The sequence below is a fragment of the Citrobacter freundii complex sp. CFNIH4 genome (genome assembly GCF_002934505.1).
In the GTDB taxonomy this organism is placed as follows: Bacteria; Pseudomonadota; Gammaproteobacteria; order Enterobacterales; family Enterobacteriaceae; genus Citrobacter; species Citrobacter freundii.
The window spans coordinates 1,609,935-1,636,197 of the sequence record NZ_CP026231.1; the positions used below are offsets into that span (position 1 = coordinate 1,609,935).

Consider the following 26,263-nt stretch of genomic DNA (forward strand, 5'->3'; position numbering starts at 1 on the left):
ATGAAAACCAACGTAGGCCGGATAAGCGTTAGCGCCATTCAGCACTTTACCCGTTACGCTGCGGCGACTTTCTCGCGCAAGGCTTGTTTTTCTTCGTTACTCAGGAATGCCATTTCCAGACCGTTGATTTGCGCCTGGCGGATCTGTTCGCACGTTAGGCCTGCAGCTGGTGCGGCAATGGTGTACTCGTGAATAATATCCACACCCTGAACAGCCGGGTCGTCCGTATTCAAACTAGCAATAACGCCATGCTCAAGGAACGTTTTCAGCGGATGGTTCGCTAGTGAGGCAACGGTGCTGGTCTGAATGTTTGATGTCAGGCAGGATTCGATGCCGATACGATGCTCGGCGAGGTAATCCATCAACGCACGATCTTCAACGGCTTTAACGCCGTGACCAATACGCTCAGCGCCCAGCTCTTTAATGGCCTGCCAGATGCTTTCTGGTCCCGCGGCTTCGCCCGCATGCACGGTAATATGCCAGCCGGCGTCGCGTGCCTGGTTGAAATGGGACAGGAACAGACTGCCAGGGAATCCCAGTTCGTCACCGGCTAGATCCAGTGCCGTAATATGATCTCGGTGGACTAACAGCGCATCCAGTTCCTGCAGACAGGCGGCTTCGCCAAAAGTACGGCTCATAATGCCAATTAAGCGTGCTTCGACGCCAAAGGTCTTGCAGCCCTCGCGCACGCCTGCGATGACGGCTTCAACCACACCTGCCACCGGGAGTTGATGCGCCATCGCCATATAGCCTGGTGAAAAACGTAATTCTACATAGTGCAGACCGTTACGTGCTGCATCCTCAATATTTTCAAATGCTACGCGGCGACAGGCATCCAGCGAGGCCAGTACCTTCACGCCCCAGTCGAGCTTGGATAAAAAACTCACTAAATCTGGCTCAGTGGATGTCACTTGCACATGAGGGATCAGCGTTTCCAACGTTTGTGCCGGGAGCGTTAAATTGAACTGACGACCCAGATCCAGAATCGTTTGGGCACGGATGTTACCATCAAGGTGGCGATGGACGTCGGTCAAGGGGAGGGAAGTATCAATCATGGTCGCACTCGTGTATTTAGGTAAAGTGCGTCGTATTATAAGAAAAAATCGGGATAAAAATCTATGTTGCGCAATGAATAATTTCATTGCGCAAACTTTATTAGCGTACAGAACGTATGCCGTTAATCAACCCCTGAACGCCTTTTTCAAGTTTGGATCGTGGACATCCGGCATTCAGGCGCACAAAACCGCGTCCTTCTTCGCCGTATGTGTATCCGGGCATGATGGCGACTTTCTGCTGGTGGATGAGCGCTTCCTGCAATGCGTGGTCATCAATGTTGAGCGGACGCAGGTCAATCCATGCCAGATAGGTGGATTGCGGAACCTGCCAGTTCAGTTCGGGGAATGCGGCATTAAGCTCGCGGGCGACGTAATGCAAATTGCTGGTAAGGTAATCCCGCAGCGCATCAAGCCAGCTTGCGCCCTGATGATAGGCGGCAATATGTGCGCTCAGCGCGAGCACTGCTGGTGAGGAAAGACCATCGCGACCTTTTAATGCGCAGAGATAATCGTTACGGCTTTGAGCGTCTTCAATAATTCCGTAAGCCCCGGTCAGTGCCGGAATATTAAAACTTTTTGATCCGGAAGTGAGCAGCGCCCAGCTGTCACGCGCGACGTTACTCCAGGGGATATGTGGGTGATCCCCCCATACCATATCCATATGGATCTCATCGGAAATAACTTTTACACCATGGCGCTGACACAGTTCTGCCATGGTTTCCAGCTCATCACGCGTCCACACTTTGCCCGTCGGATTTTGTGGGCTACAGAGCAGAAGAATTTTGCTCTCTGGACGAGACAGGGCATTCTCCAGCGCGGCCATGTCGCAGTACCAACCGTCAGTGCGTTTTTCCAGTTCGACAGCGCGCACCACGCGCTGATTACCTTCAATTGCTTTGTAAAACGCGTCGTACGCCGGCGTATGAATCACCACCGCATCACCCGCAGAAGACCACTGGCGGATCAGCTCCGATACCATATAGATGACCGAGGGGCCATAAACCAGCGACTGAGGATCGATTTGGGTATTATGACGCGATAGAAACCAGTGACTAATCGCCGCAAGAAATTCATCATTTTTCCAGCGACTGTAACCCAACACGCCATGTGACAGGCGCTGAGTCAGCGCCTCCAGAATACAGGGTGCGGTGGCAAAATCCATATCGGAGATGGTGAATGGCAGCAGGTCGGCTGAACCAAAACGGTCGGCAACGTAATCCCACTGAGTGCACCAGGTACCATGCCTGTCCACAACCTTTGAAAAATCAAACATATCATTGTCCTTAAGCTTGTACGGTGTTCATCAGAACTGCGATCTCGTCTTTCACTGACTGGACCTGTGGGCCAATAACGACCTGAAGATTATGCTGATTGAGTTGCACTACGCCAATGGCGCGATTGTCCTTCAGTGCCTGTACATTCACAAGAGACATATCCTTCACTGACAAACGCAGACGGGTAATGCAGTTATCCAGGCTGACGATGTTTTCCGCACCGCCAAGCGCCGCCAGAATGGCAGGGACGTTGTAACCGGATTTACCCGGCGCTCCAGCCATTACTTTTTCGATATTGCTGGCAATTTCGACGTCCCGACCTGGTGTCTTCAAATTGAAGCGTGTGATGGCGAAACGGAAGATGACGTAGTACACCGCGAACCAGATCGCCGCCACAACAGGGACCAGATACCACTTGGTAGAGAGTCCATGCAGGATGCCGAACACCACGAAGTCAATCAGGTTACCGTCGGTGTTACCGATGGTGACGCCAAGCACTGCCATCACAGTGAAGCCAAGACCGGTCAGCAGGGCGTGGATCACATACAGAACTGGGGCAACGAACAGGAATAAGAACTCAAGGGGCTCGGTGGTACCGCCGATCACACAGGCAATAAGACCGGAAATTAATAACCCTTTAATTTTATGACGATTTTCAGGGCGAGCACAGTGGTACATAGCGAGCGCTGCCCCCGGTAAACCACCGAGGAACGCAGGCATTTTGCCCTGCGACAGGAAGCGGGTTGCGCTTTCAGAGAAACCTTGTGTTGTCGGGCAGCTCAGTTGAGCCTGGAAAATAGTCAGTGCGCCGCTCACGCTGTGACCGCAGACTTCTTGCGTGCCGCCAGCCTCGGTGAAGCGAATGAGCGCCACCAGAATATGATGCAGTCCAAACGGCAGCAGCAGACGTTCACCGGTACCAAACAGCATTGGGCCAAATTCTCCCGCGCTGTTGATGATGTGGCCGAGCCCGGTAATGCCCATGGCGAAAACCGGCCAGATCAGGGGAATAACCAGCCCGACCAGCCCCATCACCACCGAGGAGATGATAGGCACAAAGCGGGTGCCGCCGAAGAAAGCCAGCGCATCCGGCAGACGAATGTTGTGGAAACGTTCATGCAGCATCCAGACGATGATCCCGGCAATAACAGCACCGAGGATCCCAGTATCGATCGACTGGATCCCCAGGATATTCTGCACGTTGTTGGCCTTCAGGATCGCGGCATCCGTGGTAGGTAAGATACCTTTCGCGGTTAACCAGAAGTTGACGGCAAGGTTCATGACCGCATAACCAACAAAACCGGCAAATGCCGCTACGCCTTTGTTCTCGCGAGCAAGGCCGAGAGGTATGGCAATACAGAACATCACCGGTAAGAAACTAAACGCAAATGAGCCTACTTTGCTCATCCAGGTAAAGATGGCCTGCAGTACCGGATTACCTAATGCCGGGATCAGCGTTAAGACATCATGGCTGCTTAACGAGCTGCCGATCCCCAACATGATTCCGCAAAATGAGAGTAGCGCTACGGGGAGCATAAAGGTTTTGCCCAACTGCTGGAAAAATTCCCATAACGTTATTTTTGGTGTAGTTCTCGTCGTCATCAAACGACTCCTCGTAAAAGCTAGCTGACTAATGATGGCGAGAAGATAAAACGTTTTACCTAATTTTAGTGCGGTATAAATCACATTATCGAACGATAATAGGGCGTATAAATAGAAGTGATTGATAAAACGTTTTATCCGTCACGTTATCAGGGAGTTTTCCGTTTTTATGGCTATAGCCAAAAAAATAACCATCCATGATGTTGCGCTGGCCGCGGGCGTTTCGGTCAGTACTGTCTCATTGGTGCTTAGTGGAAAAGGTCGTATTTCATCCGCGACAGGCGAACGCGTGAATGCCGCTATTGAGCAACTCGGGTTTGTGCGTAATCGCCAGGCATCGGCGCTGCGTGGCGGGCAGAGCGGGGTAATTGGTTTGATTGTGCGCGATCTTTCTACGCCGTTTTACGCCGAGTTGACGGCGGGACTGACGGAAGCATTAGAAGCGCAGGGGCGCATGGTCTTTTTATTACATGGTGGCAAAGATGGCGAACAGCTCGCGCAGCGTTTCGCTATGTTGCTAAATCAAGGGGTTGATGGTGTGGTGATCGCCGGGGCTGCCGGCAGTAGCGACGACCTACAACAACTGGCCGCCGATAAGGGGATACCGGTGGTGTTTGCTTCTCGGGCAAGCTACCTGGATGATGTCGACACCGTCAGACCTGACAACATGCAGGCTTCGCAATTGCTGGTTGAACATCTTATCCGCCACGGACATCAGCGAATAGCGTGGTTGGGGGGGCAGAGTTCCTCATTGACTCGCGCAGAGCGTGTCGGCGGCTATTGTACGACGTTGCTAAAGTATGGTTTACCGTTTCATAGCGACTGGGTGCTGGAGTGTTCATCCAGCCAGAAGCAGGCCGCAGAGGAGGTAACCGCGCTGTTACGTCGTAACCCAACGATCAGCGCAGTGGTGTGCTACAACGAAACCATTGCCGTTGGCGCCTGGTTTGGCCTGATGAGAGCGGGGCGTCAGAGTGGTGAAATTGGCGTAGATCGCTATTTCGAACAGCAGATCTCCTTAGCGGGATTTGCCGATGTAGCGGAAAATGCACTGGACGATATCCCCATTATTTGGGCCTGCACGCCTGCGCGTGAAATGGGATATACCCTTGCTGAGCGCATGCTGCAGCGCATTGGTCACGATGATGGTCATTCGCGTAACCTGACGCTTTCCGCCCGTCTGGTGGTGGCCAAATAAAAAAGGCCCGATAAACACACGGTTATCGGGCCTGTTGTCACGCGTATTTACTGTTGCGGGATAGCCGGGGCATCCGGTTCGCCGAGAGAAGGCATACCGAACATGCCAACAAACTCATCCAGCGGCATTTTTTGTCCGTTTAACGTAACCTGTCCGTTTGCGTATTGCAGGCTGGAGCCGATGACGTTGTCCTGCATCGTTGTAATACGGAACATCTGACCCATTGCCGCCAGGCCATTCACCTGTTGCTTCGCAAGATCGGCCGCTTGCTCCTGCTGATAGCCTTCAATTTTGGCGATCTGCGTCATGAACTCAGTCGCCATATCGACCGGAATCGTCAGCTTGGCATCCAGTGATTTGACCGAACGATCCACTTCCTGAGCCAGCGTTTGTGGTTCCTCAGTATTTGCTGTCGGATCTTTTAGCAGCAGTGACAGATTAAATGCGGTTTCACCTTTCGCATTTTTCCAGCTCAGCGGGGCAATGGTGATAACCGGCTCGCCTTTCATCAGTATCGGCAGCGCATTGAAGAAAGCTTCGGTGACTTTTTGCTGATAAAGCTCAGGATTTTGTACCACATCGATCTGCGCCATCAGCGCCTTGGTTTGGGCGCTATACTGCTGACTGAACTGATGCAGGGCTTCACCGTCAATCTGGGCAACTTTCAGCGTCAGCTTACCGCTACCCATATCCTGGCCCTGCAATTTAAGGCTGTTCAGCGTGTAATCCAGCTGACTGTTGACAGTTTTACCGTCGTTAACCAGATCGGATTTGCCATCGATACCCATGCCCTCCAGAACCGCCAACTCTTTACCCTCGACCGAGATCGACAGTTTTTCGAGTGACAATTTCTGGTCGCCGATGCGCTCACCAAAGCTGGCAATACTGCTGGAACCCTCAGTCTTCAGATTATTGAAAGTCATTTGTACTTTCTGGTCATACTCGTTGACCGCATTGACCACGCCGCTTTGCGCATTGCCTGTCAGCGAGACAGCGTTACCTTCTTTGTCTGCTGTAAACTGGAATTCCCCGCCGCTGAAGGCTACTTTTTCGTCGCCTTTCTCGTAGTTCAGTGGTTTAAGGGAAAGATCGGAACGGGTATCGCCGCTGTAGCTGATACGGGAGTTAATGACAAATGGCGACTCACCCTTGGCAATATCAAACAGCGGTTTGGTAACGTCGTTATTCACCAGCGTCGTTTTCACGGAGGCCATAGCCGGAACCAGATTCAGTGACTTCAGTTGGGCCAGTGGGAAGGGACCGTGATCCACCGTTTCATCCAGGACAATACTTTGCCCCGGTTTCAGCCAGGAATCTGCCTGCCCGGCTATTGGTTTCACCACCAATTGCAGTTGGCTATTGAACACCCCGCGCTGGTAGTTTTGATAACTCAGTTCAATACCCGCCTCAGGGGAGAAACGTTTTAACTGATCGTTTGCCTGCGTCACCATCTCGGCGAGATGCGTTTCGAGTTTCTTTCCTGTGTACCAGGCGCCGCCCGTCCAGACGATACCCAGCGCAACCACCACACCCGCAGCTACCAGCGATTTTTTCATTTCGATATCCATAAAATAAAACCAAGCGTTTTAAGACGCCTGGAGGAGTGACATGTCTTTAACTCACTACAGCTTAGCAAGAGTTGTTAAAAATATCAGTATCTTGCTAAAGCTTGTTATAAACCCGGGCTAAACGACCTGCGCCACTGATGTTAACCGGCGATTCATTCGCGCCAATAAAGGCCGATTCACCCGGTCGCAGAACCAGACGTTGCTCGCCTTTGCTCAGTACAGCTTCACCTTCGATGCAGAACAAAATGGCCGCACTTTGCTGGCTGATATCTGCGCCACTGGTAGTAAGCTCATGCAGGGAGAACGCAAAATCGTCAACCGGGATCGGGAAATCCAGTTCGCCATCAGACTTAACCGGCGTGGTCAGTAACTGGTTTGCTGGCTTGGCGACAAACTGCACGTTGGCGACCAGTTCCGGGATATCAATATATTTTGGCGTCAGTCCGGCACGCAGCACGTTGTCCGAGTTAGCCATCACCTCAAGCGCCACACCTTGCAGGTAAGCGTGCGGGGTTTCGGCAAATAAGAACATAGCTTCGCCTGGATTGAGTTTCACCACATTGAGCAGTAGCGGGGAGAAGAGCCCACTGTCGTTCGGGTAGACGTCGGCGATCAGACGGATGGTTTGCCAAGGTTCACCCTGCTGGCTGTTCAGCGCTGATTTCAGGATCGCCAACGCATGGGATTTCTCCTCATCCTGCATATTCAGCAAGCTGGCGAAAAGATAGCTCAGACGTTCTGCACTCGGCTCTTCCAGGAAATGCGCAATAGCCGGATGTGCGGCGGAGACGGGTTGTAACAATGCAACAATGTCAGAGAACTCGCGGAATGCGTTCATCGCCAGGAAAGGCGTCAAAGCAAAAACCAGTTCCGGTTTGTGGTTAGGATCTTTGTAGTTGCGCTCAGCCGCATCCATCGGGATCCTTGCGGCGTTTTCTTTGGCAAATCCAATTTCAGAGTTGTGCTTGTTAGGATGAACCTGAATCGAAAGCGGTTGTGCAGCGCAGAGCACTTTAAACAGGAAGGGCAGCTCACCAAAACGCTGCGCAACGGCATCGCCCAGCAGTGCGGATTTATCGTGCTCGATAACGTCGCGCAGAGCAACCGTCTGGCCGTCAGCGCCCAGAACATGCGAACTGCTTTTCGGATGCGCACCCATCCACAACTCAGCCATCGGTTGCTGAGTGGGGTTGGCAATGCCATAGAGTTCCGTTAACGCCGTTTTACTTCCCCAGGCGTAGTTTTGCACTGAGTTGATGAGTTTTTGCATTATCAAGCCCTGTTTCAATGTGGAATTTTCTACGGCTATTAAACCAAGAAACCCTGAGGGAAGTAACCTGCACATGTAAAAAGTCGTACTTGTCTCAGTTTTTGTTAAAAAAATGTGTAGGATATGGAGACTCGCTTTTAATACCCTGAGTGATTCCGGTTGCAGACAGCCCTTCCTTCTACAACCGGATCTGCGGCAGGGAAGCAGGGCAACGGAACATCTGCCCAGAGAATAACCAGACCGAGCAGTAAGTGAGAGCACAATGTCAAACAAACCCTTTCATTATCAGCATCCTTTCCCCCTCAAAAAGGATGATACCGAATACTATCTGCTGACCAGCGACTATGTCTCTGTTGCCGAATTTGAAGGGCAGGAGATTGTTAAAGTCGCGCCACAAGCTTTAACCCTGCTGGCTCGTCAGGCCTTTCATGATGCGTCGTTTATGCTGCGTCCCGCACATCAACAGCAGGTAGCCGATATTCTGCGCGACCCAGAGGCCAGCGAAAACGACAAGTATGTGGCCCTGCAATTTCTGCGTAACTCTGACATCGCGGCAAAAGGCATTTTGCCGACCTGTCAGGACACCGGAACCGCGATTATCGTGGGTAAAAAAGGTCAGCGTGTCTGGACCGGTGGTGGCGATGAGGAGGCGCTGGCTCGAGGCGTCTATAACACCTACATCGAAGACAACCTGCGCTATTCACAAAACGCAGCGCTGGATATGTATAAAGAGGTGAACACCGGCACCAACCTGCCAGCACAGATTGATTTGTATACCGTCGACGGCGATGAATACAAATTCCTGTGTATTGCCAAAGGTGGCGGTTCGGCGAACAAAACCTATCTGTACCAGGAAACCAAAGCGCTGCTCACGCCGGGCAAATTAAAAAATTACCTGGTTGAAAAGATGCGTACGCTGGGTACTGCGGCTTGTCCGCCGTATCACATTGCGTTTGTGATCGGCGGAACGTCAGCGGAAGCTACGCTGAAAACGGTAAAACTGGCTTCGGCTAAATACTACGATGAGCTGCCGACCGAAGGTAACGAGCATGGGCAGGCATTCCGTGATGTGGAGCTGGAAAAAGAGCTGCTGATTGAAGCGCAGAATTTGGGGCTGGGTGCGCAGTTTGGCGGGAAGTACTTCGCGCATGATATCCGCGTGATCCGCCTGCCGCGTCACGGCGCGTCGTGTCCGGTTGCTATGGGCGTCTCTTGCTCAGCCGATCGAAATATCAAAGCCAAGATCAACCGTGAAGGTATCTGGATCGAAAAACTGGAACATAATCCAGGTAAGTACATTCCAGAAGAGTTGCGTCAGGCGGGAGAGGGCGAAGCGGTGCGCGTTGATCTCAATCGTCCGATGAAAGAGATCCTGGCCCAGCTGTCGCAGTATCCGGTCTCTACGCGTTTGTCACTCAACGGTACAATTATTGTTGGCCGTGATATTGCGCATGCGAAACTGAAAGAACGTCTGGATAACGGTGAAAGTTTGCCGCAGTATGTTAAAGATCACCCGATCTATTACGCCGGTCCGGCAAAAACGCCGGAAGGCTACGCCTCTGGTTCGCTTGGCCCAACCACGGCCGGACGTATGGACTCGTATGTTGACCAGCTTCAGGCCGCTGGTGGGAGCATGATTATGCTGGCGAAAGGCAACCGTAGCCAGCAGGTGACCGATGCTTGCCATAAACATGGCGGCTTCTATTTAGGCAGTATTGGCGGCCCTGCCGCGGTGCTGGCCCAGGGCAGTATCAAGAGTCTGGAGTGCGTGGAATACCCGGAACTCGGGATGGAAGCCATCTGGAAAATTGAAGTGGAAGATTTCCCGGCGTTTATCCTGGTGGATGACAAAGGCAATGATTTCTTCCAGCAAATTCAGACGTCGCAGTGCGCACGCTGCGTTAAGTAACGTCAACCGCCCTTCGGGGCGGTTTTTTTTACCGCACGAACCACCAAACGACAGTTTTATCCTCGTTAATACTCATAAGACCAACGCAAGTGGGCAATGTCGAAACATAACCTAATCAATTGTTAATGTAAGGAGCAGGTAATGGTAACGGTACGCCGCGAGAATGATTCAATGGGGGCGATTGATGTTCCTGCCGATAAGCTTTGGGGCGCGCAAACCCAACGTTCACTGGAGCATTTTCGTATCTCTACGGAGAAAATGCCGGTCTCGTTGATCCATGCGCTGGCGCTGACGAAACGCGCCGCAGCAAAGGTTAACCAGGATCTTGGGCTGCTGGCTGAGGATAAAGCCAGGGCTATTATGCAGGCTGCAGATGAGGTGTTGGCAGATAAACACCGCGATGAGTTCCCGCTGGCCATCTGGCAAACTGGGTCCGGCACGCAAAGCAATATGAACATGAACGAGGTGTTGGCAAACCGAGCCAGCGAGTTGCTGGGCGGCGTGCGGGGGATGGAGCGAAAAGTACACCCCAACGATGATGTCAATAAAAGCCAAAGCTCGAACGATGTCTTCCCGACCGCAATGCACGTTGCCGCACTGCTGGCGCTGCGTAAATCACTGATCCCTCGATTAAATGTGTTGACCAAAACGCTCAGTGATAAGTCCCACGCTTTCGCCGATATAGTTAAAATTGGTCGTACACATCTGCAAGATGCAACTCCACTTACGCTTGGCCAGGAGATTTCCGGCTGGGTAGCAATGCTAGAACATAACCTCAGACACATCGAAAACAGCTTACCACACGTGGCGGAGCTGGCGTTGGGGGGAACCGCGGTAGGTACCGGACTGAACACTCATCCCGAATACGCCCGCCGGGTTGCGGATGAACTGCGGGTCATCACCTGTGCGCCGTTCGTTACCGCACCGAATAAATTTGAAGCGCTCGCCACCTGCGATGCCCTGGTTCATGCTCACGGCGCGCTAAAAGGACTGGCAGCGTCGCTGATGAAAATCGCCAACGATGTACGCTGGCTGGCATCCGGTCCCCGGTGTGGTATTGGCGAAATTTCAATTCCGGAAAACGAACCGGGCAGCTCGATCATGCCGGGCAAGGTCAATCCAACCCAGTGTGAAGCGCTGACTATGCTTTGCTGCCAGGTGATGGGCAACGATGTCGCCATCAACATGGGTGGGGCGTCAGGTAACTTTGAGCTCAACGTTTATCGACCAATGGTCATCCACAACTTCCTGCAATCGGTACGCCTGCTGGCGGACGGTATGGAAAGCTTCAATGAACATTGCGCGACGGGGATTGAGCCTAATCGTGAACGAATCGATCAACTGCTCAACGAGTCGCTAATGCTGGTGACCGCGCTCAATACCCATATCGGTTACGATAAAGCGGCTGAAATTGCCAAAAAAGCCCATAAAGAAGGGCTGACCTTAAAAGCCTCCGCTCTGGCGCTGGGATATCTAACCGAAGCGGAGTTCGACAGCTGGGTACGCCCGGAGCTGATGGTTGGCAGCATGCGGCCAGGCAGTTAATCCGCAACGTACAGGTGCAGCCGGGGAATAATCAATCTCAACGGCTGCGCCTGAGGTTTAAAACGATGCTGAACGTTTTCGGCATCATAATTCAGTAACTCACCGATATCCGGTACGGTCATACCGTTGTCGTTATTAAGCAAAGCAATCAGTGGCGTCGGGCAGGCATATTGCACCTGTTTTTGCTCTCCTTTGTACCAGACGCGGGCAATAGGCTGCACTTTTACCGGCCTTTTAATCTTCAGGCGGGCCTGCTGCGGTAAGGCGGCGATATCCTGATATTCGCGTTCAAGCTTCGCCTGCCATTCTTCACGTGTCCAGGGATGTACGCTGCGCGGTGACGTCAGGCTTTTTTCCAGTTGCTGCAGTACTTCATCGCGTTTCAGGTTTTTTATGATGTGCTTATTAGCCCAGCCAAATCGTAGGGTGGCAGGATCGCGGACTACGGTTAGCGTGCGATAGGCATTCAAAGTAATCAGCCCCGGCAGATGAAGATGCACCCATTCGAAACGAGCTGCCGGCGCCAGCCCTGATTCCACTGTAACAATGCGCTCGAAGGTGGTTTTCAACTGGTTTATACGCTGGATTTGTTCTTCCAGAGTACATTGCGCTGCGTTATCAACCTGATAGCACAATACACCCGGTAGGCGGACGGCTGCTTTGCTGCTGCGGTTTTCGGACTGCTGCTGAATAAACAGGTGACGGTAATGGAGCAGTGCCAGCGCTTCAGCCTCTTTGCCTAAATGCTGCTTAACATTAATGCTCTGCAGAGGGGCATGCTCTGCCTCTTTAACCACTTCCGGTAACGAGAATACGCGCGCAATCAGCAGCGTCTGCTGCAACAGGTTTTCGTTCAAAAGTGCCAGTTCTTGTTCCATCTGGCGAAAGGTGCCGTTCAGGCGGTCAACAAGATCGTAACGGGCCATAGGTTTACCATTTTAGTTACAACATACTTTTTTATAGCACAACCTCCACCGCCTGACCACCGAGCAGAATAGGTCAGGCAGCTGAAATTTCGGGAATGTGATGCCAGACGGGCCAACGGAAAGTAAACCGGGCACCGCCAAGTTCACTTTCATCACAGACGACCGTCCCCCCCATAGCCAAAGCAATTGAGTGGACGATGGCTAACCCAAGCCCACAACCCCCGGTTGCCCGGTCACGGCTGGGGTCAAGGCGTACAAACGGTTCAAAAACCTGTTCGCGAGCGTCTGGTGCAATACCGGGACCGTCGTCTTCCACTACCAGCGTGGCTTGATTGCCGTTCAGCAGCAGACTGGCTTGCACTGTAGACTGGCAATAGCGCAGGGCATTGTTCAGCAAATTATCCAGGACCCGCTCCATCAGGCGCATATCCAACGCGCCGTAGTCGCCAGTTTCGAGATGACGTAAGTGCACCGCACGGCCAGGATTCACGCTTTGCACATCCTCCAGATGGGTTGTCAACCAAACAGGCAGGTCAGGTACGCTGAGCTTCAGTTCATTTTGCGGGCGATCCAGGCGGGCGTAGGTCAGTAACTCTTCGATCAACGCTTCCAGTTGGCCGATATCACGATTAAGCGCCTGAGATTCCTGACCGGTGAGGTTATCACTCATTTCCAGCCGGTAACGTAAACGTACCAGCGGAGTACGAAGCTCATGGGCAATACCATCGATGAGCTGTTTTTTACTGGCGATCAGCGCATTGATATTGTCGGCCATTTGGTTAAACGCTACGCCCAGGCGCTCAAAGCTGGAACCGTTGTCAAAATGAAGGCGTTCACTCAGATGTCCTTCACCAAAACGTTGTGCGGCGGATTCGAGTCTTAGCATTTCTTGCCAGTGTGGACGCATCCAGATCAGTACCGGGAAGGCCAGTGAGATAGCAATAAACGCCATCAGCGCGATGTCCAGCAGGCGCATTTGATGAAGAAAATAAAGGTAAGGAACCGGGCCGACGGCCAGCACATAATGGCTGCGAGGAATGCGTTGAATAAAAGTGTATTGATCGTCAAGAGCCACAATATCGCCTTCGCGCAAACGCTGCATGGTTGGGGCATCCAGTGTGTACTTATTCAGCGGTTCAACACGCAGGTCAAATGAGAGGTTTAAGTCCATCTCCTTCAGCGTCTTACCCCAATCGCGTGGCGGGATTTCGCGTAGTTCACTGCGCATCAGGTACAACGAGCTTTTCATCAAATCGTCGAGCGATTGTCTGCCTGCGCGTTCTGCGGTGAATTTGTATACCAGGCCGACCAACAGGGTCATCACCAAAAAGCAGACAAACAGCAGGAGGTAAAACTGCACAAACAGTTTCTTCATAAAAATCACCGAACGCTCAATAAGTTAGCGAGTTCTCGTGTCCCTCAGGGGAAAAGGGGCACAGCAGTATCCGCCGATGCGTGGGAGCAGAAAGGTTATCTGATCACCATCTGGCGTGTTTATCCAGGCAGAGTACACTGTATAACTCTTTTCTGCATTCTTATGGCCCCTACGGGGGCGAAATGACCTTTCGCTTGATAACGCATTGCTTTGTACGCGGTAAGTTAATCAAAATCGGGATGGTGTTGTTCTGGCGTATGTTACGACCGCACCTAAAAGGTTACTTCGTTTCTCAACATAGATTGTGTTGTTATATTCGTAGTTACCTTCGGGATAGCAAATTCTGATGTTAGTCCCGAGATCCGGATCGTCAACATCAGCCCCCGAACAGCTTTTAGAACTTCCTGTAGAGTAGGTGTATGGAGCGGTATAGGACGAGGGGACACCTGGAATGAACCAGGTTATCGCCATAACTGTGATCACTGAAAACAGCACCATGACAATGCTGATGCTACCAAATAATTTCAGATAAGTTTGGAAGGGACTTTTTTTCATTATCCCATTACCTACCAGAAATAAGGTAATTAAAAATGACACTGCCAGAGAAATAAGTATGAGGTATTTGGATGTGAGCGGGTAGAGAAAAGTCGCTCTGTATATCGTTACCTTCCACCAGTAAAAAAGAAAAATTGCGCCGAGAGATAAGACGGTGACAAAAAACAAATATGGATATGAGTATTTTCTCATCCCTGCGACTCCAGAACAATTTCTCCATTTGGATTTAATAAATTACCATTTGTTCTGAATAATGAAAACGGTTCTCTTGTTTGAATTGTTAGGTACGCCGCAGACCAGAGAATTTCCGCTATTTCTGGGGATATAGGCATAATAGTAAAAGGGGTATTCTCACCCATGGCAGGGATGACTGACCTTGCGTATAATGGGTGACGAAACTTCCTGAAAAGTGCTGTGACTGAAAATATGAATCTCAATCGCTGTTGTTATTCGCTACTCATTTTTGCAGCGATCGGCTGCATTTTCACCGCTCACCCTCTTGTTATATGGTTTCTACTCGCCAACATACTGACGTTGCTGTTATACGGCGTGGACAAAATGGCGGCACGCAAGGACTGGCGTAGAGTGCCGGAATCCACATTGCTGGTGTTTGGCGTTGTGGGCGGATGGGGTGGCGCGATAGCGGGTCAACAAATCTTTCGCCATAAAACACAAAAGCAGCCTTTCAAAACCTACTTCATTATCAGTGTGATAGTGAGTATTTCTGTGATGGGCGTGGTTTATCAGTTCTATCCATTTTTACCTTCCTGAGTCTGGTTGGTGAATAAACTGCCGGTTTATCTGAGGCAGGAAATATACTTTTCACCTGAACGCCGCACAATTTCATCGGCATTTTGCGTAATATCTTTTCCTGCAAATGCGCCGTAAAGTTGCTTAAATTTCACTTTACTCAGTCTCTGGGTAATGTTGCTGACCGTTGCAGCTGGCAACGGTAGCATATTAGGGTAGCTCCACATAAAAGAGACGGCATGCGCACCTGGCGTAACCTGGACGATGTCGCCGGAAAGCACCACGCCTTCGTCACGCGCCCAGTGCAGGACGCAGCCGCCAGCAAAGTGTCCGCCGAGACGTATCACCGTGACGTCACGGGTTAACTCAATGGTGTCGCCATCCCAGAATCTAATCCACGGGCTGTCGCGCATTACCCACCTTCTGTCGCTGGCATGAAGGTAAATCGGTGCGTTAAATTCTGCAGCCCAGTCCTGCATGGTGGTGTAGTAATGAGGATGCGATATCGCGATAGCCTTAAGCCCGCCAAGGGACGTTATTAGCGTTTTTGTGGCATCGTCGAGCGAGGCAATGCAGTCCCATAAAATATTGCCTTCAGAGGTACGCAGAATAAACGCGCGCTGATCAATTGCAAAATCAGGAACGGTGCGGATGCTGAGGAGAGTACTGTCGTGTTGCTTCCACTTATTTGTATGCGATGCACACAGGGCGGTAAAATCGACCCATTCCTGTCCGCTCGCAGGGACATACTGGCGTTCATCCTGGCAGATATCGCACTGTTCCGGATGGGCAACAGTTACCTCATAGGATGTTCCACAGGTTTTGCATAACGTGATCATCGTGTCCTCCTTATTTACCGAACACAGTCAGCATGGCACACAGATACACAAGGATGTGCCTGTTAGTGCTCAACCCTTTAAGTCAGTGATGACGGCTGTGGGAGGTTGTAGCTCAACCAAAAGAAAACAGGAATAATGCCGACACGGATCCTTTTGGTTACCATCTTCCAGAGAAAAATGAGGATATTGTTTGGAAAATCGCCTGTTCAACACCTGGCTCAACCGTTGGGGACTCACTCCAGATGGTGAACCGGTTGAAACACACACATCACAGCTTTTGCCTGTAGTGGTCATCAGGGACGGTCAGAAAGCCATACTTAAAATCACCGACGATGACAGTGAACGGATCGGCTGTGAACTCATGGTCTGGTGGAACGGAAATGGCGCAGCGAAAGTACTTGCTCATGCAGCAGGGGCGATTCTGCTGGAACGTGCGACAGGGACAGGGTCTTTAGCGGACATGTCCTGGACTGGTAACGATGCGCAGGCTTGTCGCATTATTTGCCATGCTGCCAGTAGACTCCATTTCTCCCGGAATGCGTCTACGCCAGCGTTAACACCTCTGCACCATTGGTTTAGCGACCTGGCTCCCGCCGCGAAAAAGCATGGCGGTATCCTGACGCGTTGTGCAGCGGTGGCAAATGTACTGCTATCTTCACCCCAAGATGAAGTCGTATTACACGGCGACCTACACCACGGCAATATTCTTGATTTCGGAACGAGAGGATGGCTGGCTATCGATCCCAAAGGGCTGCTGGGCGAGCGTGGCTTTGATTACGCCAATATTTTTACTAACCCTGATCTTGCCGAACCCACCAGACCTGTTGCCATTGAGCCGGAAACATTCACACAACGAGTCAACATTGTGTCTGAAATCGCAAGAATTGAACGGCAACGTTTGCTGATGTGGATTGTTGCCTGGTGTGGGTTGTCGTCCGTCTGGTTTCTGCAAGAGGGGGACAGCGCAACGGTACCTCTGCGTATTGCGGAGCTAGCGATGGCGGAACTTGCTTCAGGTGATAATCAACTTTGATCTACGACACTGGGTTAGTAATTCTTAAGAGTTATCATTAGCCTGATAAACGTTATATTAATTAATCAGTGAGTGGTGGTGTGTTGTTTAGCTCAAATTTAATTGGCGGGAAACAATGAACGCATTGTTTTCATTATTTAAAAAACGCCCGAATATTCTTTTGTTGATGGTCTTACTCATCGGGGCAAACATCGTGGCGTGGCTGTGGGCTTTCACCGCGTTTAGTAACAACACGTCATTGCTTGCACTGAGTCTGATTGCGTGGTGCTACGGTTTGCGCCATGCTGTCGATGCCGATCATATCGCCGCGATAGACAGCGCTACACGTAAACTCATGCAGCAGAAAAAACGCGCCCTGACGACGGGAGCCTGGTTTTCTTTGGGGCACTCCACCATTGTGGTACTGGCAAGCATTGGCATTGCACTGACCACCAGCGTGTTTAAGCAACATATGGCATGGTTTCAGAATGTCGGCGGTCTGATAGGAACTTCGGTTTCTGCCGCGTTTTTGCTGATTCTGGCTACCATTAATCTCATTATTTTCTGCCAGGTCTGGAAGGCATTCCGCCATCTTAAACGCACCGGTACTTACGATGGCACCACGGAAGATATTACAGTTTCAGGTCCTCTGAACTGGCTTTTCCGCTCAGCGTTTCGGTTGGTAGGCAAAGACTGGCATATGTATTTTGTCGGTTTTCTTTTTGGTCTGGGTTTTGATACCGCCACTGAAATTTCTTTGCTGGGAATTTCTGCTTCAAGCGCGTCCAGTGGCATGTCGGTTTGGTCAATTCTCGTGTTCCCGGCGCTGTTTACCTGCGGTATGGCGTTAATTGATTGTCTCGACAGTATTCTGATGGTTGAGGCCTACGGATGGGCGTTCAATAAGCCGCAACGCAAGCTCTATTACAATATGACCATTACCGGGACTTCCGTGATTGTAGCGCTATTTATTGGCGGACTGGAGGCGCTGGGGCTTCTCTCTGACGCGTTTTCGCTCCAGGGTGGTTTGTGGGATACCGTCAGCAATTTAAGTGACCATATGGGGAATGTCGGTTTTGCGATTATTGGCGTCTTTATCGGCTGCTGGATTATCTCTGCCGTAAATTACCGTTGGAAAAAATACGACGGGCTGACGTTTAGTTGACACAAAAGAAAGCCTTCCAGCAACAGGAAGGCTTTGATCTTTTTAGGACTGACTAATTCGCGTTCACGGGTTGTGGTTTTTCAGCACTCTTTTTCAGGAGCCTGTTAGCCAGCACGCCAGACATCATCGAACCGTTCACGTTTAATGCCGTTCTGGCCATATCGACGACAGGCTCGATAGCAATGAAAATCCCCACCAGCGCGACCGGGAAGTTCAGTGTTGAAAGGACGATCAGCGCAGCAAATGTTCCGCCACCGCCTACACCCGCCACCCCAATAGAACCCAGCGCAATCGCAGGTAGCATGGCGAGCAAAAAATGTACTGATAGCGGATCAATCCCAATTGTTGGAGCAATCATCGCCACCATAATAGCCGGATAGATCCCGGCACAGCCATTTTGACCCATGCTGGAGCCGAATGAAGCCGCAATATTGGCAATGGTGTTTTGCACGCCAAATTTTTCTTGTGCGGAAATAGCTAGTGGAATAGATGCTGCACTGCTGCGTGAAACAAACGCAAAGGTTAAAACTGGCCAGACAGTTTTAAAATAGTGAACGGGATTATTACCGCTCAGAAGCAGTATCAGTGCGTGGACGATAAACATCATCAGAATCGCAAGGTAACAGGCAGCAATAAAGCCTAACAGACTGGCAAATTGTTCAAATCGATACGCGGAAAATACGCCAGCCATTAATGCCATCACACCATAAGGGGTGAGAGCAATAACGATACGCACCATTTTCATCACCCAAATCTGGATAGCGTTAATGCCAGCACTTAATTTTTCACCTTCTTGCGGGGCGTCCTGTTTGACCTTTAATAATGCCACGCCGGCAAGTAGGGTGAAGATAACAATGCCAATGACGGAAACGCTTCTTGCCCCTGTTAGATCGAGGAAGATATTCGTGGGGATCAGAGATGTAACCAGTTTAGGCAGTGAAATGGCGGCTGTTTTATTTACATCGTCTGCCGTCAGCGTGGACTGCATATGAACAAACGCACTGGCGTCCAGGCCTAATACATGCGCAGTCAACAGCCCAATAAAACCGGCAACCATTACCAGACAGAGCATGCATCCGACGATGGTTAACGACATTTTCCCAATGCCAGCGCTGTTTTCGAGCTTATTAATGGCTGAGAGAATAGAGATGAAAATCAGCGGTACCGCAACCAGCTTCAGTAAATTCACATAGCCGTTGCCGATAACATTGTACCAGTCGATAACTGTTTTTCTTTCGTCAGCAGCAATGAGATGCAGGGATAAACCGATAACGGCACCCGTAAAAATAGCGATGAAGACGCTTTTTGAAAGAGAGTGACTTTTTTGGTTGATTCTGAAAATTGCCCATGAACAAACCAAAAAGAACGCGATATACGCGAGCGAAACGAACATATTGTAGCCTCTTGCCTCATTCAGCACCTGAAATGCCGGAAAGAGTTTTGTTAGTGCGAAAAAAAATGATGAACCATAAGGGTTCAGGACCGCGACGGATTTTAGGGAGGGGGGAGGGTAACAGCCACACAAAAAGTGTGGAACGGCGTCGGATGGTGTTTGTATGCCTGTTCTGTAGACGATTTTAAGTGACAGTGTAACGTATTGTGAATAATCCAGCCGATCAATGAGATCGGCCCGATGGCATTACTTCTGTGGCTCGTCGTCCCAGGCGTGAGGTGCAAAGAGATAACCTTTGTTGCGCACTGTTTTGATTCGATAAGGTTCAGTCGCATTATCGAGCAGTTTTTTGCGTAACCGGGAAATCGCGACATCTACGCTGCGATCCATGCCGTCATAGCTTACGCCACGTAGGTTCTTAAGTAACGCATCGCGGTCCATAATCTGCCCGGCATGGGTTGTCAACTCCCACAGTAATTCAAAATCAGCGGTGGAAAGAGAAACTTGCTCGCCGCCGAGCAGCACGGAGCGGTTGGTTGGGTCGATAGTGAGTGTGCCGAAGCGCAGCGTTGTGTGCGGTGTGATGGTCGCCGATTGAATGCCTTTAGACTGGGTTGAGTGCTCATTCTGACGCAGGTGCAGACGCAGGCGAGCCAGCAGCACCGCTGGCGGCGTGGTTTTCAGAATATAGTCACAGGCGCCCATTTCCAGTGCCAGGATATGGTTCATGTCGCTATCCAGCGAGGTGAGCAGGACAATCGGGCCTTGCCAGCGTCCGCGTAAATCTCGGCAGATAGTCATCCCGTCTTTGCCCGGCAGCATGATATCTAATAACACCAGATCGGGTTGAACGTGCAGGATTTTCTCCTCGGCCAAATCACCACGAGGTTCAAGGATAACCTCAATATCATGCCGGGCCAAATAGGCTGCAATCAGTGAGCCAACTTCAGGATCATCTTCAACAAATACGATGGTGTTCATATCATTAATTTTTGAATATAAAACGCCAACATACACCGCCCTGATTTTTCCTTCCATTAATCTTTTCTAAACAAGAACGCTTCCGTTATGCTAGGGGCTGATGTTATTGATGTGTTAAGGCAGAGTGATGGGACTCGTTATAAAAGCGGCGCTCGGTGCGCTGGTGGTGGTGTTGATTGGCTTGCTGGCGAAAACAAAGAATTACTATATTGCCGGATTAATTCCGTTGTTCCCGACGTTTGCGTTGATTGCCCACTATATCGTGGCCAGTGAGCGTGGGGTCGAGGCGTTACGTACAACCATCATATTCAGCATGTGGTCGATTATTCCCTATTTTGTCTACCTCGTTTCAATGTGGTATTTCACCGGATTTATGCGCTTACCCGTTGCGCTCGGCGGATCAGTGGTGTGCTGGGGCCTGAGCGCGTGGTTGCTGATCTTTTGTTGGATCAAACTGCACTAACGCAGATGACGACCGCCATCAAGGGCAAAACTACGTCCGGTGACAAAACAGCTGGTTAACAGATAGTCAATTAAATCAATGACCTCTTTTTCACCTGGTGCGGTTTTCATCAGTGATTTGTTCAGTGCCTGCTGGCGATACTCTGCATCATCACCCTCGTTAAACAGGATAAGTGAAGGGGCAATCGCGTTCACTTTCACTTCCGGTGCCAGTTTGCGCGCGAACGAGCGGGTCATATTATCCAGCGCCGCTTTGCTGGCAGCATAAGCAATGTGCTTGTCGCTGCCGCGGTCCACAACATAATCAGTAAAATGGATTATATCGCTGGCCGCGTGTCCATGACCGCGTAGCAATCCTTCCAGTGCATGGTTGAGCAGGTAGGGCGTATTGACATGAATCTGCATCATGGCTGACAGCACATCGGTCAGCGGTGTACCAGGCTTTTCTGCAAGCCAGGCACTGGCATTATGCACAATGGCGCGCAAGCCATCCGTCTGAGCTTTGACCTCATCAGCAAAGGCCAGCACACCTTCATCCGTGGAAAAGTCAGCAGGAATACAAATTGCGCCCGCTTCTCGCAGGCCGTCAATGGCAGGATAGTGCGTACGGTAGCTGACGATAACTGGCTGTTTTTGGTTCAGAAAGTGCCATGCGACGGCGAGGCCGATACGACGACCACCTCCGGTGATAAGAATTGGCAAAGGGTTTTTTTTACCCATCGTAATCTCCATATGTCGCGAACGATGGGTATAACGTTACCCCATCAGCATCCAGGTAGCCGGCACAGCAGCAACAAGCAGCAGGCCGATCAGCGCCATCTCCTGGCGTTTTAATACGTTTTCATGCGCGTGCGTTTTACGGGCATAAAGGAAAACCAGCAGTCCTGGCGCATACAGCACTACGGACAGCAGCAGGTGCATCGGACCTGACGCATACAATAACCATATGCCATAAATACTCGCCCCGATACCGACAGCTTTATGAATCGGACGGGTTGCAATTTTTAACAGAAATGCGCCGACCAGCAAATAGGGCACCAGAATCATCTCTGAGGCGATAGTCAATAACGTATTGTAGTCGGAACCAGTAAGCCAGATCAGCACCAGGCAGAGCTGTACGCAGATGTTGGTCAGCCATAGCGACGCCGATGGCGCGCCTTGCGCGTTCTGTCGCGCAAAAATGCGCGGAAACGCTTTGTGCGTGGAGGCGAGGAACGGCACTTCCGCCGCCATAATCGTCCAGCTTAGATAGGCGCCGCACACGGAAACAATCAGACCTGCGGCAATAATAATTTCGCCCCATGGTCCCATCATTTTAACCATCAGACCGGCCATTGACGGGTTACGGATCTCCGCCAGTTCGGGACGTGCGACAACGCCCAGAGATAACAGGGTGACCAGCAGGTAAACGCCCAGCGCGGCAAGTACCGCCAGCAGCGTGGCGCGTCCGACATCGCGTTTGTTTCTGGCACGGGCAGAAACCACCACCGCGCCTTCCACACCGATGAATACCCACAAGGTGATGAGCATGGTGTTTTTGACCTGCTCCCAGACGGGAACGCCCAATGCTACGCCGGTAAAATCGAGAGTAAAGGTGTCGAGCTTAAACAGCATGAATGCCAGCACGATAAACAGACCCAGCGGCAGTAATTTCGCCAGCGTCGCGACCAGGTTAATACTGGCTGCCGTTTGCACACCGCGCAGCACAAGGAAGTGTACGATCCACAGCAGCATCGATGCGCCCACAATCGACTGCCAGGTATTACCGTCGCCAAACAGACGTAACTCAGGCGTGTCGGTAAAGAAGCTGAGTGCAGAGAAGACAATGACCAGATACGAAACGTTAGCGATAACGGCACACAGCCAGTATCCCCACGCGGAGCAGAAGCCAATCAGCTCGCCAAAACCTTCACGCGCATAGGTAAAAATACCGCCATCCAGTTCAGGACGGATACGCGTCAGGATCAGCATGGCAAAGGCGAGCAAAAGAATACCCGCACCGGTAATCGCCCAACCAATCAGTAATGCAGCCGGGCTGGCTACTGCCGCCATGTTTTGTGGCAGGCTGAAAACGCCAGCGCCGAGCATTGAGCTTAAAACCAGCGCGGTCAGTGCGCTCAGACCCAATTTCTTTTCCATTTGTATCCAGTTACAAAAACGAGAGTGAGAGAATAATTATTTTGGCAAACCGCATAAAAATGGTGAAAGCCACTAAGGCGCGGGATTTTACGGAGAGAAGAGAACGCATGCAATGGGGATAGAGAGATTTGTGACTAATAGTGTGAAAAGTCGTCTTAATACTGCTGTTTTTGTTTTGTCTGGGAGCAGAACTGCGCGAAATTATCAGGTCTACAAGGACTGTAGACCTGATAATACATTGGGTATTACTTATACAGATCGGCGCTGATCGTCACGTTGTTACCACGTTCTGACCACTGGCGGGTGATGTGATAATACTTCGCGCCTTTTTTCGCAGCGCGTTTTGCTACCTGATAAGAAACTTCCGTCATGTTGCCGTAGTTACCGGTGAACTTGATGCTGTCGAACGGTACCATCATGGCGGCGGTCGCTTTGTTCAGTTCTTCAACTTTGGTTCCATCCGGTAGCGTGACAGTGTAACGTCCGCCTTTGGTGGATTGCGTTTCGAAGAAGCGACCGACTTCAGCACTCGGAGAAGCGGTAGTCGCAACGCCTGGGATCTCAACTTTCTTCGCGGCTTCGCCACCTGCTGCTAATGCGGCGCGTCCGGCATCAGAATCTGCTGGGATTGCATCAGGGCTTTGCACGACGCGTTTTTTCGCATCAGCTTTGTAGATGAATGCGGTAATACGCTGGTTGCCGCCCTGGTTGGCATCGACCTGGCGCACGATATAGAAGGAATATGCACCTTTCTCTCTCGCAGCTTTGGTGATTGCATCGTTTACTTCAGGCTGGCTACGGTAGAAACCCTGTACCGTAACGGTATCGTAAGGTTCAATCAGAACGGCCTGATCTTTAGGCAATTCCATAACGCCGTTAATGATACGGTTTTTTGACGCTTCCGCTTTTTCAGCGTCAGCTTTATAGACGTCGGCAACAACGCGCCAGTTACCGCCGCTGCCAAAATCTGAAGTATCAACAACATAAAAGGAGGCTGCACCGTCTTTATCTGCACGGCGTGATACGGCAGCAACTGCATCACCGATAGCATTAAAACGACCGGTGACCACAATGCGGTCATAGGGTTTCAGGGCAGCCGCTTGCTCCGGCGTCAATTCTGTCGCTGCATTGACAGAAAAAGCAGTCGCAGAAATAAGTGCGGACGCCAGGAGAGTGTTCTTAAGCTTCATAAAAATAATCCTTCGCCTTGCGCAAACCAGGTACTGGTATTGTTATTGACTAGAAACGTCGCTGATTATTGCATTTAAATTGCGTCAGTGTCTGCGTCATTTTTCACTCATCGTGCCACCTGGCTTAACAACATCGATAACATTTTGTGATATGCCGAAAAATTCGGCGTTTGGTGACCAAAACTGATAAAGCAGTTGAATTTCATAAGTTAATTTAATGTTAATTAATTGTTTTTGGCAGGTACGTAATCATGTTTTGCCGCTTCGCTTAAGCGAATTATCAGCCTTTGTGGGCTATTTTTAGGGCATTTTATCTGTCTGAGGTTCGATTCATCTCTATTTTGCGAATTTCATAATAAATACTGTTTTTTGGCGCTAGATCACAGGCGTCATTTTCAGTAGGTTATACAGAGTTTGTTACTGTTTTATTTTATTGAGGTAACACTGACCTCTCTCGAGAGTGCGCGCATGCCTCGTGCGAACATTGATAAACCATCATCATAATTACAGATGGAAGGGAACATTATGCGAATTGGCATACCAAGAGAACGGTTAACCAATGAAACCCGCGTTGCAGCCACGCCGAAGACGGTTGAGCAGCTGCTTAAGTTAGGTTTCAGCGTCGCGGTTGAAAGCGGTGCAGGTCAACTGGCGAGTTTTGACGATAAGGCGTTTGTACAAGCAGGCGCAGAAATTGTTGATGGAAATGCAGTCTGGCAGTCAGAGATCATCCTGAAGGTCAATGCGCCGGAGGAGGCGGAAATTCCGTTACTCAATCCGGGCACGACGCTGGTGAGCTTTCTTTGGCCCGCGCAAAACCCTGAACTGTTGCAAAAGCTTGCAGAGCGAAACGTGACAGTTATGGCGATGGACTCCGTGCCGCGTATTTCGCGCGCACAGTCGCTGGATGCTTTGAGCTCAATGGCGAACATCGCCGGGTATCGCGCTATTGTTGAAGCTGCACATGAATTCGGTCGCTTCTTCACCGGCCAGATCACCGCCGCAGGCAAGGTTCCACCTGCCAAGGTCATGGTGATTGGTGCGGGTGTAGCAGGTCTTGCGGCGATCGGTGCGGCAAACAGCCTGGGCGCTATCGTGCGTGCTTTTGATACCCGTCCGGAAGTGAAGGAACAAGTGCAGAGTATGGGCGCCGAGTTCCTTGAACTGGACTTTAAAGAAGAAGCGGGCAGCGGTGATGGCTATGCCAAAGTGATGTCCGAGGCGTTCATCAAAGCCGAAATGGAACTCTTCGCTGCACAGGCGAAAGACGTCGACATTATTGTTACCACTGCGCTGATCCCGGGCAAACCGGCCCCGAAACTGATTACCCGTGAAATGGTCGATTCGATGAAAGCGGGCAGCGTAATTGTCGATCTTGCCGCGCAAAACGGCGGTAACTGCGAATATACCGTGCCTAATCAGGTGACAACCACCGAGAACGGGGTGAAGGTTATCGGCTATACCGACCTGCCTGGCCGTTTGCCAACGCAATCTTCCCAGCTTTACGGCACCAACCTCGTCAACCTACTCAAACTGTTGTGCAAAGAGAAAGACGGCAATATCACCGTCGATTTTGACGACGTGGTTGTTCGCGGTGTCACGGTGGTTCGCGAGGGTGAAATCACCTGGCCTGCGCCACCTATCCAGGTTTCTGCTCAGCCGCAGGCTGCGCCAAAAGCCGCACCTGCACCAAAAGAAGAGAAAAAACCTGTCTCTCCGTGGCGCAAATATGCGCTGATGGCGCTGGTGGTGATTTTGTTTGGCTGGCTCGCTGACGTTGCGCCGAAAGAGTTCCTTGGTCACTTTACGGTGTTCGCGCTTTCCTGCGTGGTGGGTTACTACGTGGTCTGGAATGTGTCACATGCGTTGCATACTCCGTTGATGTCTGTGACTAACGCCATCTCAGGGATTATCGTGGTTGGGGCGTTATTGCAAATTGGCCAGGGTGGCTGGGTGAGTTTCCTGAGCTTTATCGCGGTGCTTATTGCCAGCATTAATATTTTCGGTGGCTTCACCGTGACTCAGCGCATGCTGAAAATGTTCCGGAAAAACTAA

At 50.9% G+C, this 26,263-nt stretch carries 22 protein-coding genes; 8 read left to right on the forward strand and 14 right to left on the reverse strand.

The features are described 5' to 3' along the window. Positions 1 to 53: 53 nt before the first annotated feature. The 3 genes from add to malX form a co-directional block, all read right to left on the reverse strand. On the reverse strand, positions 54 to 1,055 hold the full coding sequence (gene add, locus C2U41_RS08285; RefSeq protein ID WP_103848898.1) for an adenosine deaminase: 1,002 nt from the start codon (positions 1,053 to 1,055) through the stop codon (positions 54 to 56). A 100-nt stretch (positions 1,056 to 1,155) separates the two neighbouring features. Further along, positions 1,156 to 2,328, reverse strand: coding sequence for a MalY/PatB family protein (locus C2U41_RS08290; RefSeq protein ID WP_048216492.1), 1,173 nt, complete (start codon positions 2,326 to 2,328; stop codon positions 1,156 to 1,158). Positions 2,329 to 2,338: 10 nt separating this feature from the next. After that, the gene (gene malX, locus C2U41_RS08295) at positions 2,339 to 3,931 is read right to left on the reverse strand and encodes a maltose/glucose-specific PTS transporter subunit IIBC (protein WP_003843555.1); all 1,593 of its coding nucleotides are present in this window, start codon (positions 3,929 to 3,931) and stop codon (positions 2,339 to 2,341) included. 169 nt (positions 3,932 to 4,100) lie between these two features. Here malX and C2U41_RS08300 point away from each other — a divergent pair, with 169 nt between their 5' ends. Further along, entirely contained in the window at positions 4,101 to 5,129 is a 1,029-nt protein-coding gene (locus C2U41_RS08300; RefSeq protein ID WP_003028974.1) for a Mal regulon transcriptional regulator MalI, read from the forward strand. Between the two features lie 47 nt (positions 5,130 to 5,176). On the opposite strand, the gene C2U41_RS08305 is transcribed toward C2U41_RS08300, so the two are convergent. Further along, the gene (locus tag C2U41_RS08305) at positions 5,177 to 6,685 is read right to left on the reverse strand and encodes a YdgA family protein (RefSeq protein ID WP_003028973.1); all 1,509 of its coding nucleotides are present in this window, start codon (positions 6,683 to 6,685) and stop codon (positions 5,177 to 5,179) included. Between the two features lie 106 nt (positions 6,686 to 6,791). Further along, positions 6,792 to 7,967, reverse strand: coding sequence for a mannose-6-phosphate isomerase (gene manA / locus C2U41_RS08310; protein WP_103848899.1), 1,176 nt, complete (start codon positions 7,965 to 7,967; stop codon positions 6,792 to 6,794). Between the two features lie 262 nt (positions 7,968 to 8,229). On the opposite strand from manA, the gene fumB reads away from it, so the two are divergent. Together fumB and fumC are read left to right on the forward strand one after the other, a co-directional pair. Then, entirely contained in the window at positions 8,230 to 9,876 is a 1,647-nt protein-coding gene (fumB, locus tag C2U41_RS08315; RefSeq protein ID WP_032935806.1) for a class I fumarate hydratase, read from the forward strand. A gap of 141 nt (positions 9,877 to 10,017) precedes the next feature. After that, on the forward strand, positions 10,018 to 11,421 hold the full coding sequence (gene fumC / locus C2U41_RS08320; protein WP_079933991.1) for a class II fumarate hydratase: 1,404 nt from the start codon (positions 10,018 to 10,020) through the stop codon (positions 11,419 to 11,421). Here the strand turns inward: fumC and tus are convergent. The 3 genes from tus to C2U41_RS29950 all read right to left on the reverse strand — a co-directional run bounded on the left by tus (position 11,418) and on the right by C2U41_RS29950 (position 14,469). Further along, complete coding sequence (tus, locus tag C2U41_RS08325) at positions 11,418 to 12,347, reverse strand: DNA replication terminus site-binding protein (protein WP_103848900.1); 930 nt, start codon at positions 12,345 to 12,347, stop codon at positions 11,418 to 11,420. The genes fumC and tus overlap by 4 nt on opposite strands. A gap of 73 nt (positions 12,348 to 12,420) precedes the next feature. Next, positions 12,421 to 13,722, reverse strand: a complete 1,302-nt coding sequence (rstB, locus tag C2U41_RS08330; protein WP_103848922.1) for a two-component system sensor histidine kinase RstB — start codon at positions 13,720 to 13,722, stop codon at positions 12,421 to 12,423. Between the two features lie 228 nt (positions 13,723 to 13,950). Then, positions 13,951 to 14,469, reverse strand: coding sequence for a hypothetical protein (locus C2U41_RS29950; protein WP_003836400.1), 519 nt, complete (start codon positions 14,467 to 14,469; stop codon positions 13,951 to 13,953). A gap of 234 nt (positions 14,470 to 14,703) precedes the next feature. On the opposite strand from C2U41_RS29950, the gene C2U41_RS08340 reads away from it, so the two are divergent. Then, positions 14,704 to 15,048: a DUF1294 domain-containing protein gene (locus C2U41_RS08340; RefSeq protein ID WP_003028959.1), complete on the forward strand. Its 345-nt coding sequence runs from the start codon at positions 14,704 to 14,706 to the stop codon at positions 15,046 to 15,048. A 26-nt stretch (positions 15,049 to 15,074) separates the two neighbouring features. Here C2U41_RS08340 and C2U41_RS08345 read toward each other — a convergent pair whose 3' ends face one another. Next, a complete protein-coding gene (locus tag C2U41_RS08345) occupies positions 15,075 to 15,866 on the reverse strand; it encodes an MBL fold metallo-hydrolase (RefSeq protein ID WP_103848901.1) in 792 nt (263 codons plus the stop codon). Positions 15,867 to 16,056: 190 nt separating this feature from the next. On the opposite strand from C2U41_RS08345, the gene C2U41_RS08350 reads away from it, so the two are divergent. Further along, entirely contained in the window at positions 16,057 to 16,899 is an 843-nt protein-coding gene (locus C2U41_RS08350; protein WP_016150204.1) for an aminoglycoside phosphotransferase family protein, read from the forward strand. Between the two features lie 115 nt (positions 16,900 to 17,014). Then, positions 17,015 to 18,043 (forward strand): HoxN/HupN/NixA family nickel/cobalt transporter, encoded by a 1,029-nt coding sequence (locus C2U41_RS08355; protein WP_032935803.1) that lies wholly within the window; start codon positions 17,015 to 17,017, stop codon positions 18,041 to 18,043. A gap of 52 nt (positions 18,044 to 18,095) precedes the next feature. Here C2U41_RS08355 and C2U41_RS08360 read toward each other — a convergent pair whose 3' ends face one another. Both C2U41_RS08360 and rstA read right to left on the reverse strand, forming a co-directional pair. Further along, the gene (locus tag C2U41_RS08360; protein WP_103848902.1) at positions 18,096 to 19,436 is read right to left on the reverse strand and encodes an L-cystine transporter; all 1,341 of its coding nucleotides are present in this window, start codon (positions 19,434 to 19,436) and stop codon (positions 18,096 to 18,098) included. A 246-nt stretch (positions 19,437 to 19,682) separates the two neighbouring features. Continuing rightward, complete coding sequence (gene rstA, locus C2U41_RS08365; RefSeq protein ID WP_181013977.1) at positions 19,683 to 20,426, reverse strand: two-component system response regulator RstA; 744 nt, start codon at positions 20,424 to 20,426, stop codon at positions 19,683 to 19,685. A 118-nt stretch (positions 20,427 to 20,544) separates the two neighbouring features. Here rstA and C2U41_RS08370 point away from each other — a divergent pair, with 118 nt between their 5' ends. Further along, the gene (locus C2U41_RS08370; RefSeq protein ID WP_103848903.1) at positions 20,545 to 20,880 is read left to right on the forward strand and encodes a GlpM family protein; all 336 of its coding nucleotides are present in this window, start codon (positions 20,545 to 20,547) and stop codon (positions 20,878 to 20,880) included. Here the strand turns inward: C2U41_RS08370 and folM are convergent. The 3 genes from folM to ydgH all read right to left on the reverse strand — a co-directional run bounded on the left by folM (position 20,877) and on the right by ydgH (position 24,208). Further along, positions 20,877 to 21,599 carry a dihydromonapterin reductase gene (gene folM, locus C2U41_RS08375; protein WP_103848904.1) on the reverse strand — a complete coding sequence of 241 codons (723 nt, stop codon included), beginning with the start codon at positions 21,597 to 21,599 and terminating at the stop codon, positions 20,877 to 20,879. The genes C2U41_RS08370 and folM overlap by 4 nt on opposite strands. Positions 21,600 to 21,635: 36 nt before the next feature. After that, on the reverse strand, positions 21,636 to 23,018 hold the full coding sequence (locus tag C2U41_RS08380) for an amino acid permease (RefSeq protein WP_003843569.1): 1,383 nt from the start codon (positions 23,016 to 23,018) through the stop codon (positions 21,636 to 21,638). A 245-nt stretch (positions 23,019 to 23,263) separates the two neighbouring features. Then, entirely contained in the window at positions 23,264 to 24,208 is a 945-nt protein-coding gene (ydgH, locus tag C2U41_RS08385; RefSeq protein WP_003028946.1) for a DUF1471 family protein YdgH, read from the reverse strand. 525 nt (positions 24,209 to 24,733) lie between these two features. Here ydgH and pntA point away from each other — a divergent pair. Continuing rightward, positions 24,734 to 26,263, forward strand: a complete 1,530-nt coding sequence (gene pntA / locus C2U41_RS08390) for a Re/Si-specific NAD(P)(+) transhydrogenase subunit alpha (RefSeq protein WP_003028945.1) — start codon at positions 24,734 to 24,736, stop codon at positions 26,261 to 26,263.

What these genes read in the sequence shown, in the direction of transcription:
- add (WP_103848898.1), bottom strand. Translation starts at nt 1,055, where the DNA reads ATGATTGATACTTCCCTCCCCTTGACCGACGTCCATCGCCACCTTGAT.
- C2U41_RS08290 (WP_048216492.1), bottom strand. Translation starts at nt 2,328, where the DNA reads ATGTTTGATTTTTCAAAGGTTGTGGACAGGCATGGTACCTGGTGCACT.
- malX (WP_003843555.1), bottom strand. Translation starts at nt 3,931, where the DNA reads ATGACGACGAGAACTACACCAAAAATAACGTTATGGGAATTTTTCCAG.
- C2U41_RS08300 (WP_003028974.1), top strand. Translation starts at nt 4,101, where the DNA reads ATGGCTATAGCCAAAAAAATAACCATCCATGATGTTGCGCTGGCCGCG.
- C2U41_RS08305 (WP_003028973.1), bottom strand. Translation starts at nt 6,685, where the DNA reads ATGAAAAAATCGCTGGTAGCTGCGGGTGTGGTGGTTGCGCTGGGTATC.
- manA (WP_103848899.1), bottom strand. Translation starts at nt 7,967, where the DNA reads ATGCAAAAACTCATCAACTCAGTGCAAAACTACGCCTGGGGAAGTAAA.
- fumB (WP_032935806.1), top strand. Translation starts at nt 8,230, where the DNA reads ATGTCAAACAAACCCTTTCATTATCAGCATCCTTTCCCCCTCAAAAAG.
- fumC (WP_079933991.1), top strand. Translation starts at nt 10,018, where the DNA reads ATGGTAACGGTACGCCGCGAGAATGATTCAATGGGGGCGATTGATGTT.
- tus (WP_103848900.1), bottom strand. Translation starts at nt 12,347, where the DNA reads ATGGCCCGTTACGATCTTGTTGACCGCCTGAACGGCACCTTTCGCCAG.
- rstB (WP_103848922.1), bottom strand. Translation starts at nt 13,722, where the DNA reads ATGAAGAAACTGTTTGTGCAGTTTTACCTCCTGCTGTTTGTCTGCTTT.
- C2U41_RS29950 (WP_003836400.1), bottom strand. Translation starts at nt 14,469, where the DNA reads ATGAGAAAATACTCATATCCATATTTGTTTTTTGTCACCGTCTTATCT.
- C2U41_RS08340 (WP_003028959.1), top strand. Translation starts at nt 14,704, where the DNA reads ATGAATCTCAATCGCTGTTGTTATTCGCTACTCATTTTTGCAGCGATC.
- C2U41_RS08345 (WP_103848901.1), bottom strand. Translation starts at nt 15,866, where the DNA reads ATGATCACGTTATGCAAAACCTGTGGAACATCCTATGAGGTAACTGTT.
- C2U41_RS08355 (WP_032935803.1), top strand. Translation starts at nt 17,015, where the DNA reads ATGAACGCATTGTTTTCATTATTTAAAAAACGCCCGAATATTCTTTTG.
- C2U41_RS08360 (WP_103848902.1), bottom strand. Translation starts at nt 19,436, where the DNA reads ATGTTCGTTTCGCTCGCGTATATCGCGTTCTTTTTGGTTTGTTCATGG.
- C2U41_RS08370 (WP_103848903.1), top strand. Translation starts at nt 20,545, where the DNA reads ATGGGACTCGTTATAAAAGCGGCGCTCGGTGCGCTGGTGGTGGTGTTG.
- folM (WP_103848904.1), bottom strand. Translation starts at nt 21,599, where the DNA reads ATGGGTAAAAAAAACCCTTTGCCAATTCTTATCACCGGAGGTGGTCGT.
- C2U41_RS08380 (WP_003843569.1), bottom strand. Translation starts at nt 23,018, where the DNA reads ATGGAAAAGAAATTGGGTCTGAGCGCACTGACCGCGCTGGTTTTAAGC.
- ydgH (WP_003028946.1), bottom strand. Translation starts at nt 24,208, where the DNA reads ATGAAGCTTAAGAACACTCTCCTGGCGTCCGCACTTATTTCTGCGACT.
- pntA (WP_003028945.1), top strand. Translation starts at nt 24,734, where the DNA reads ATGCGAATTGGCATACCAAGAGAACGGTTAACCAATGAAACCCGCGTT.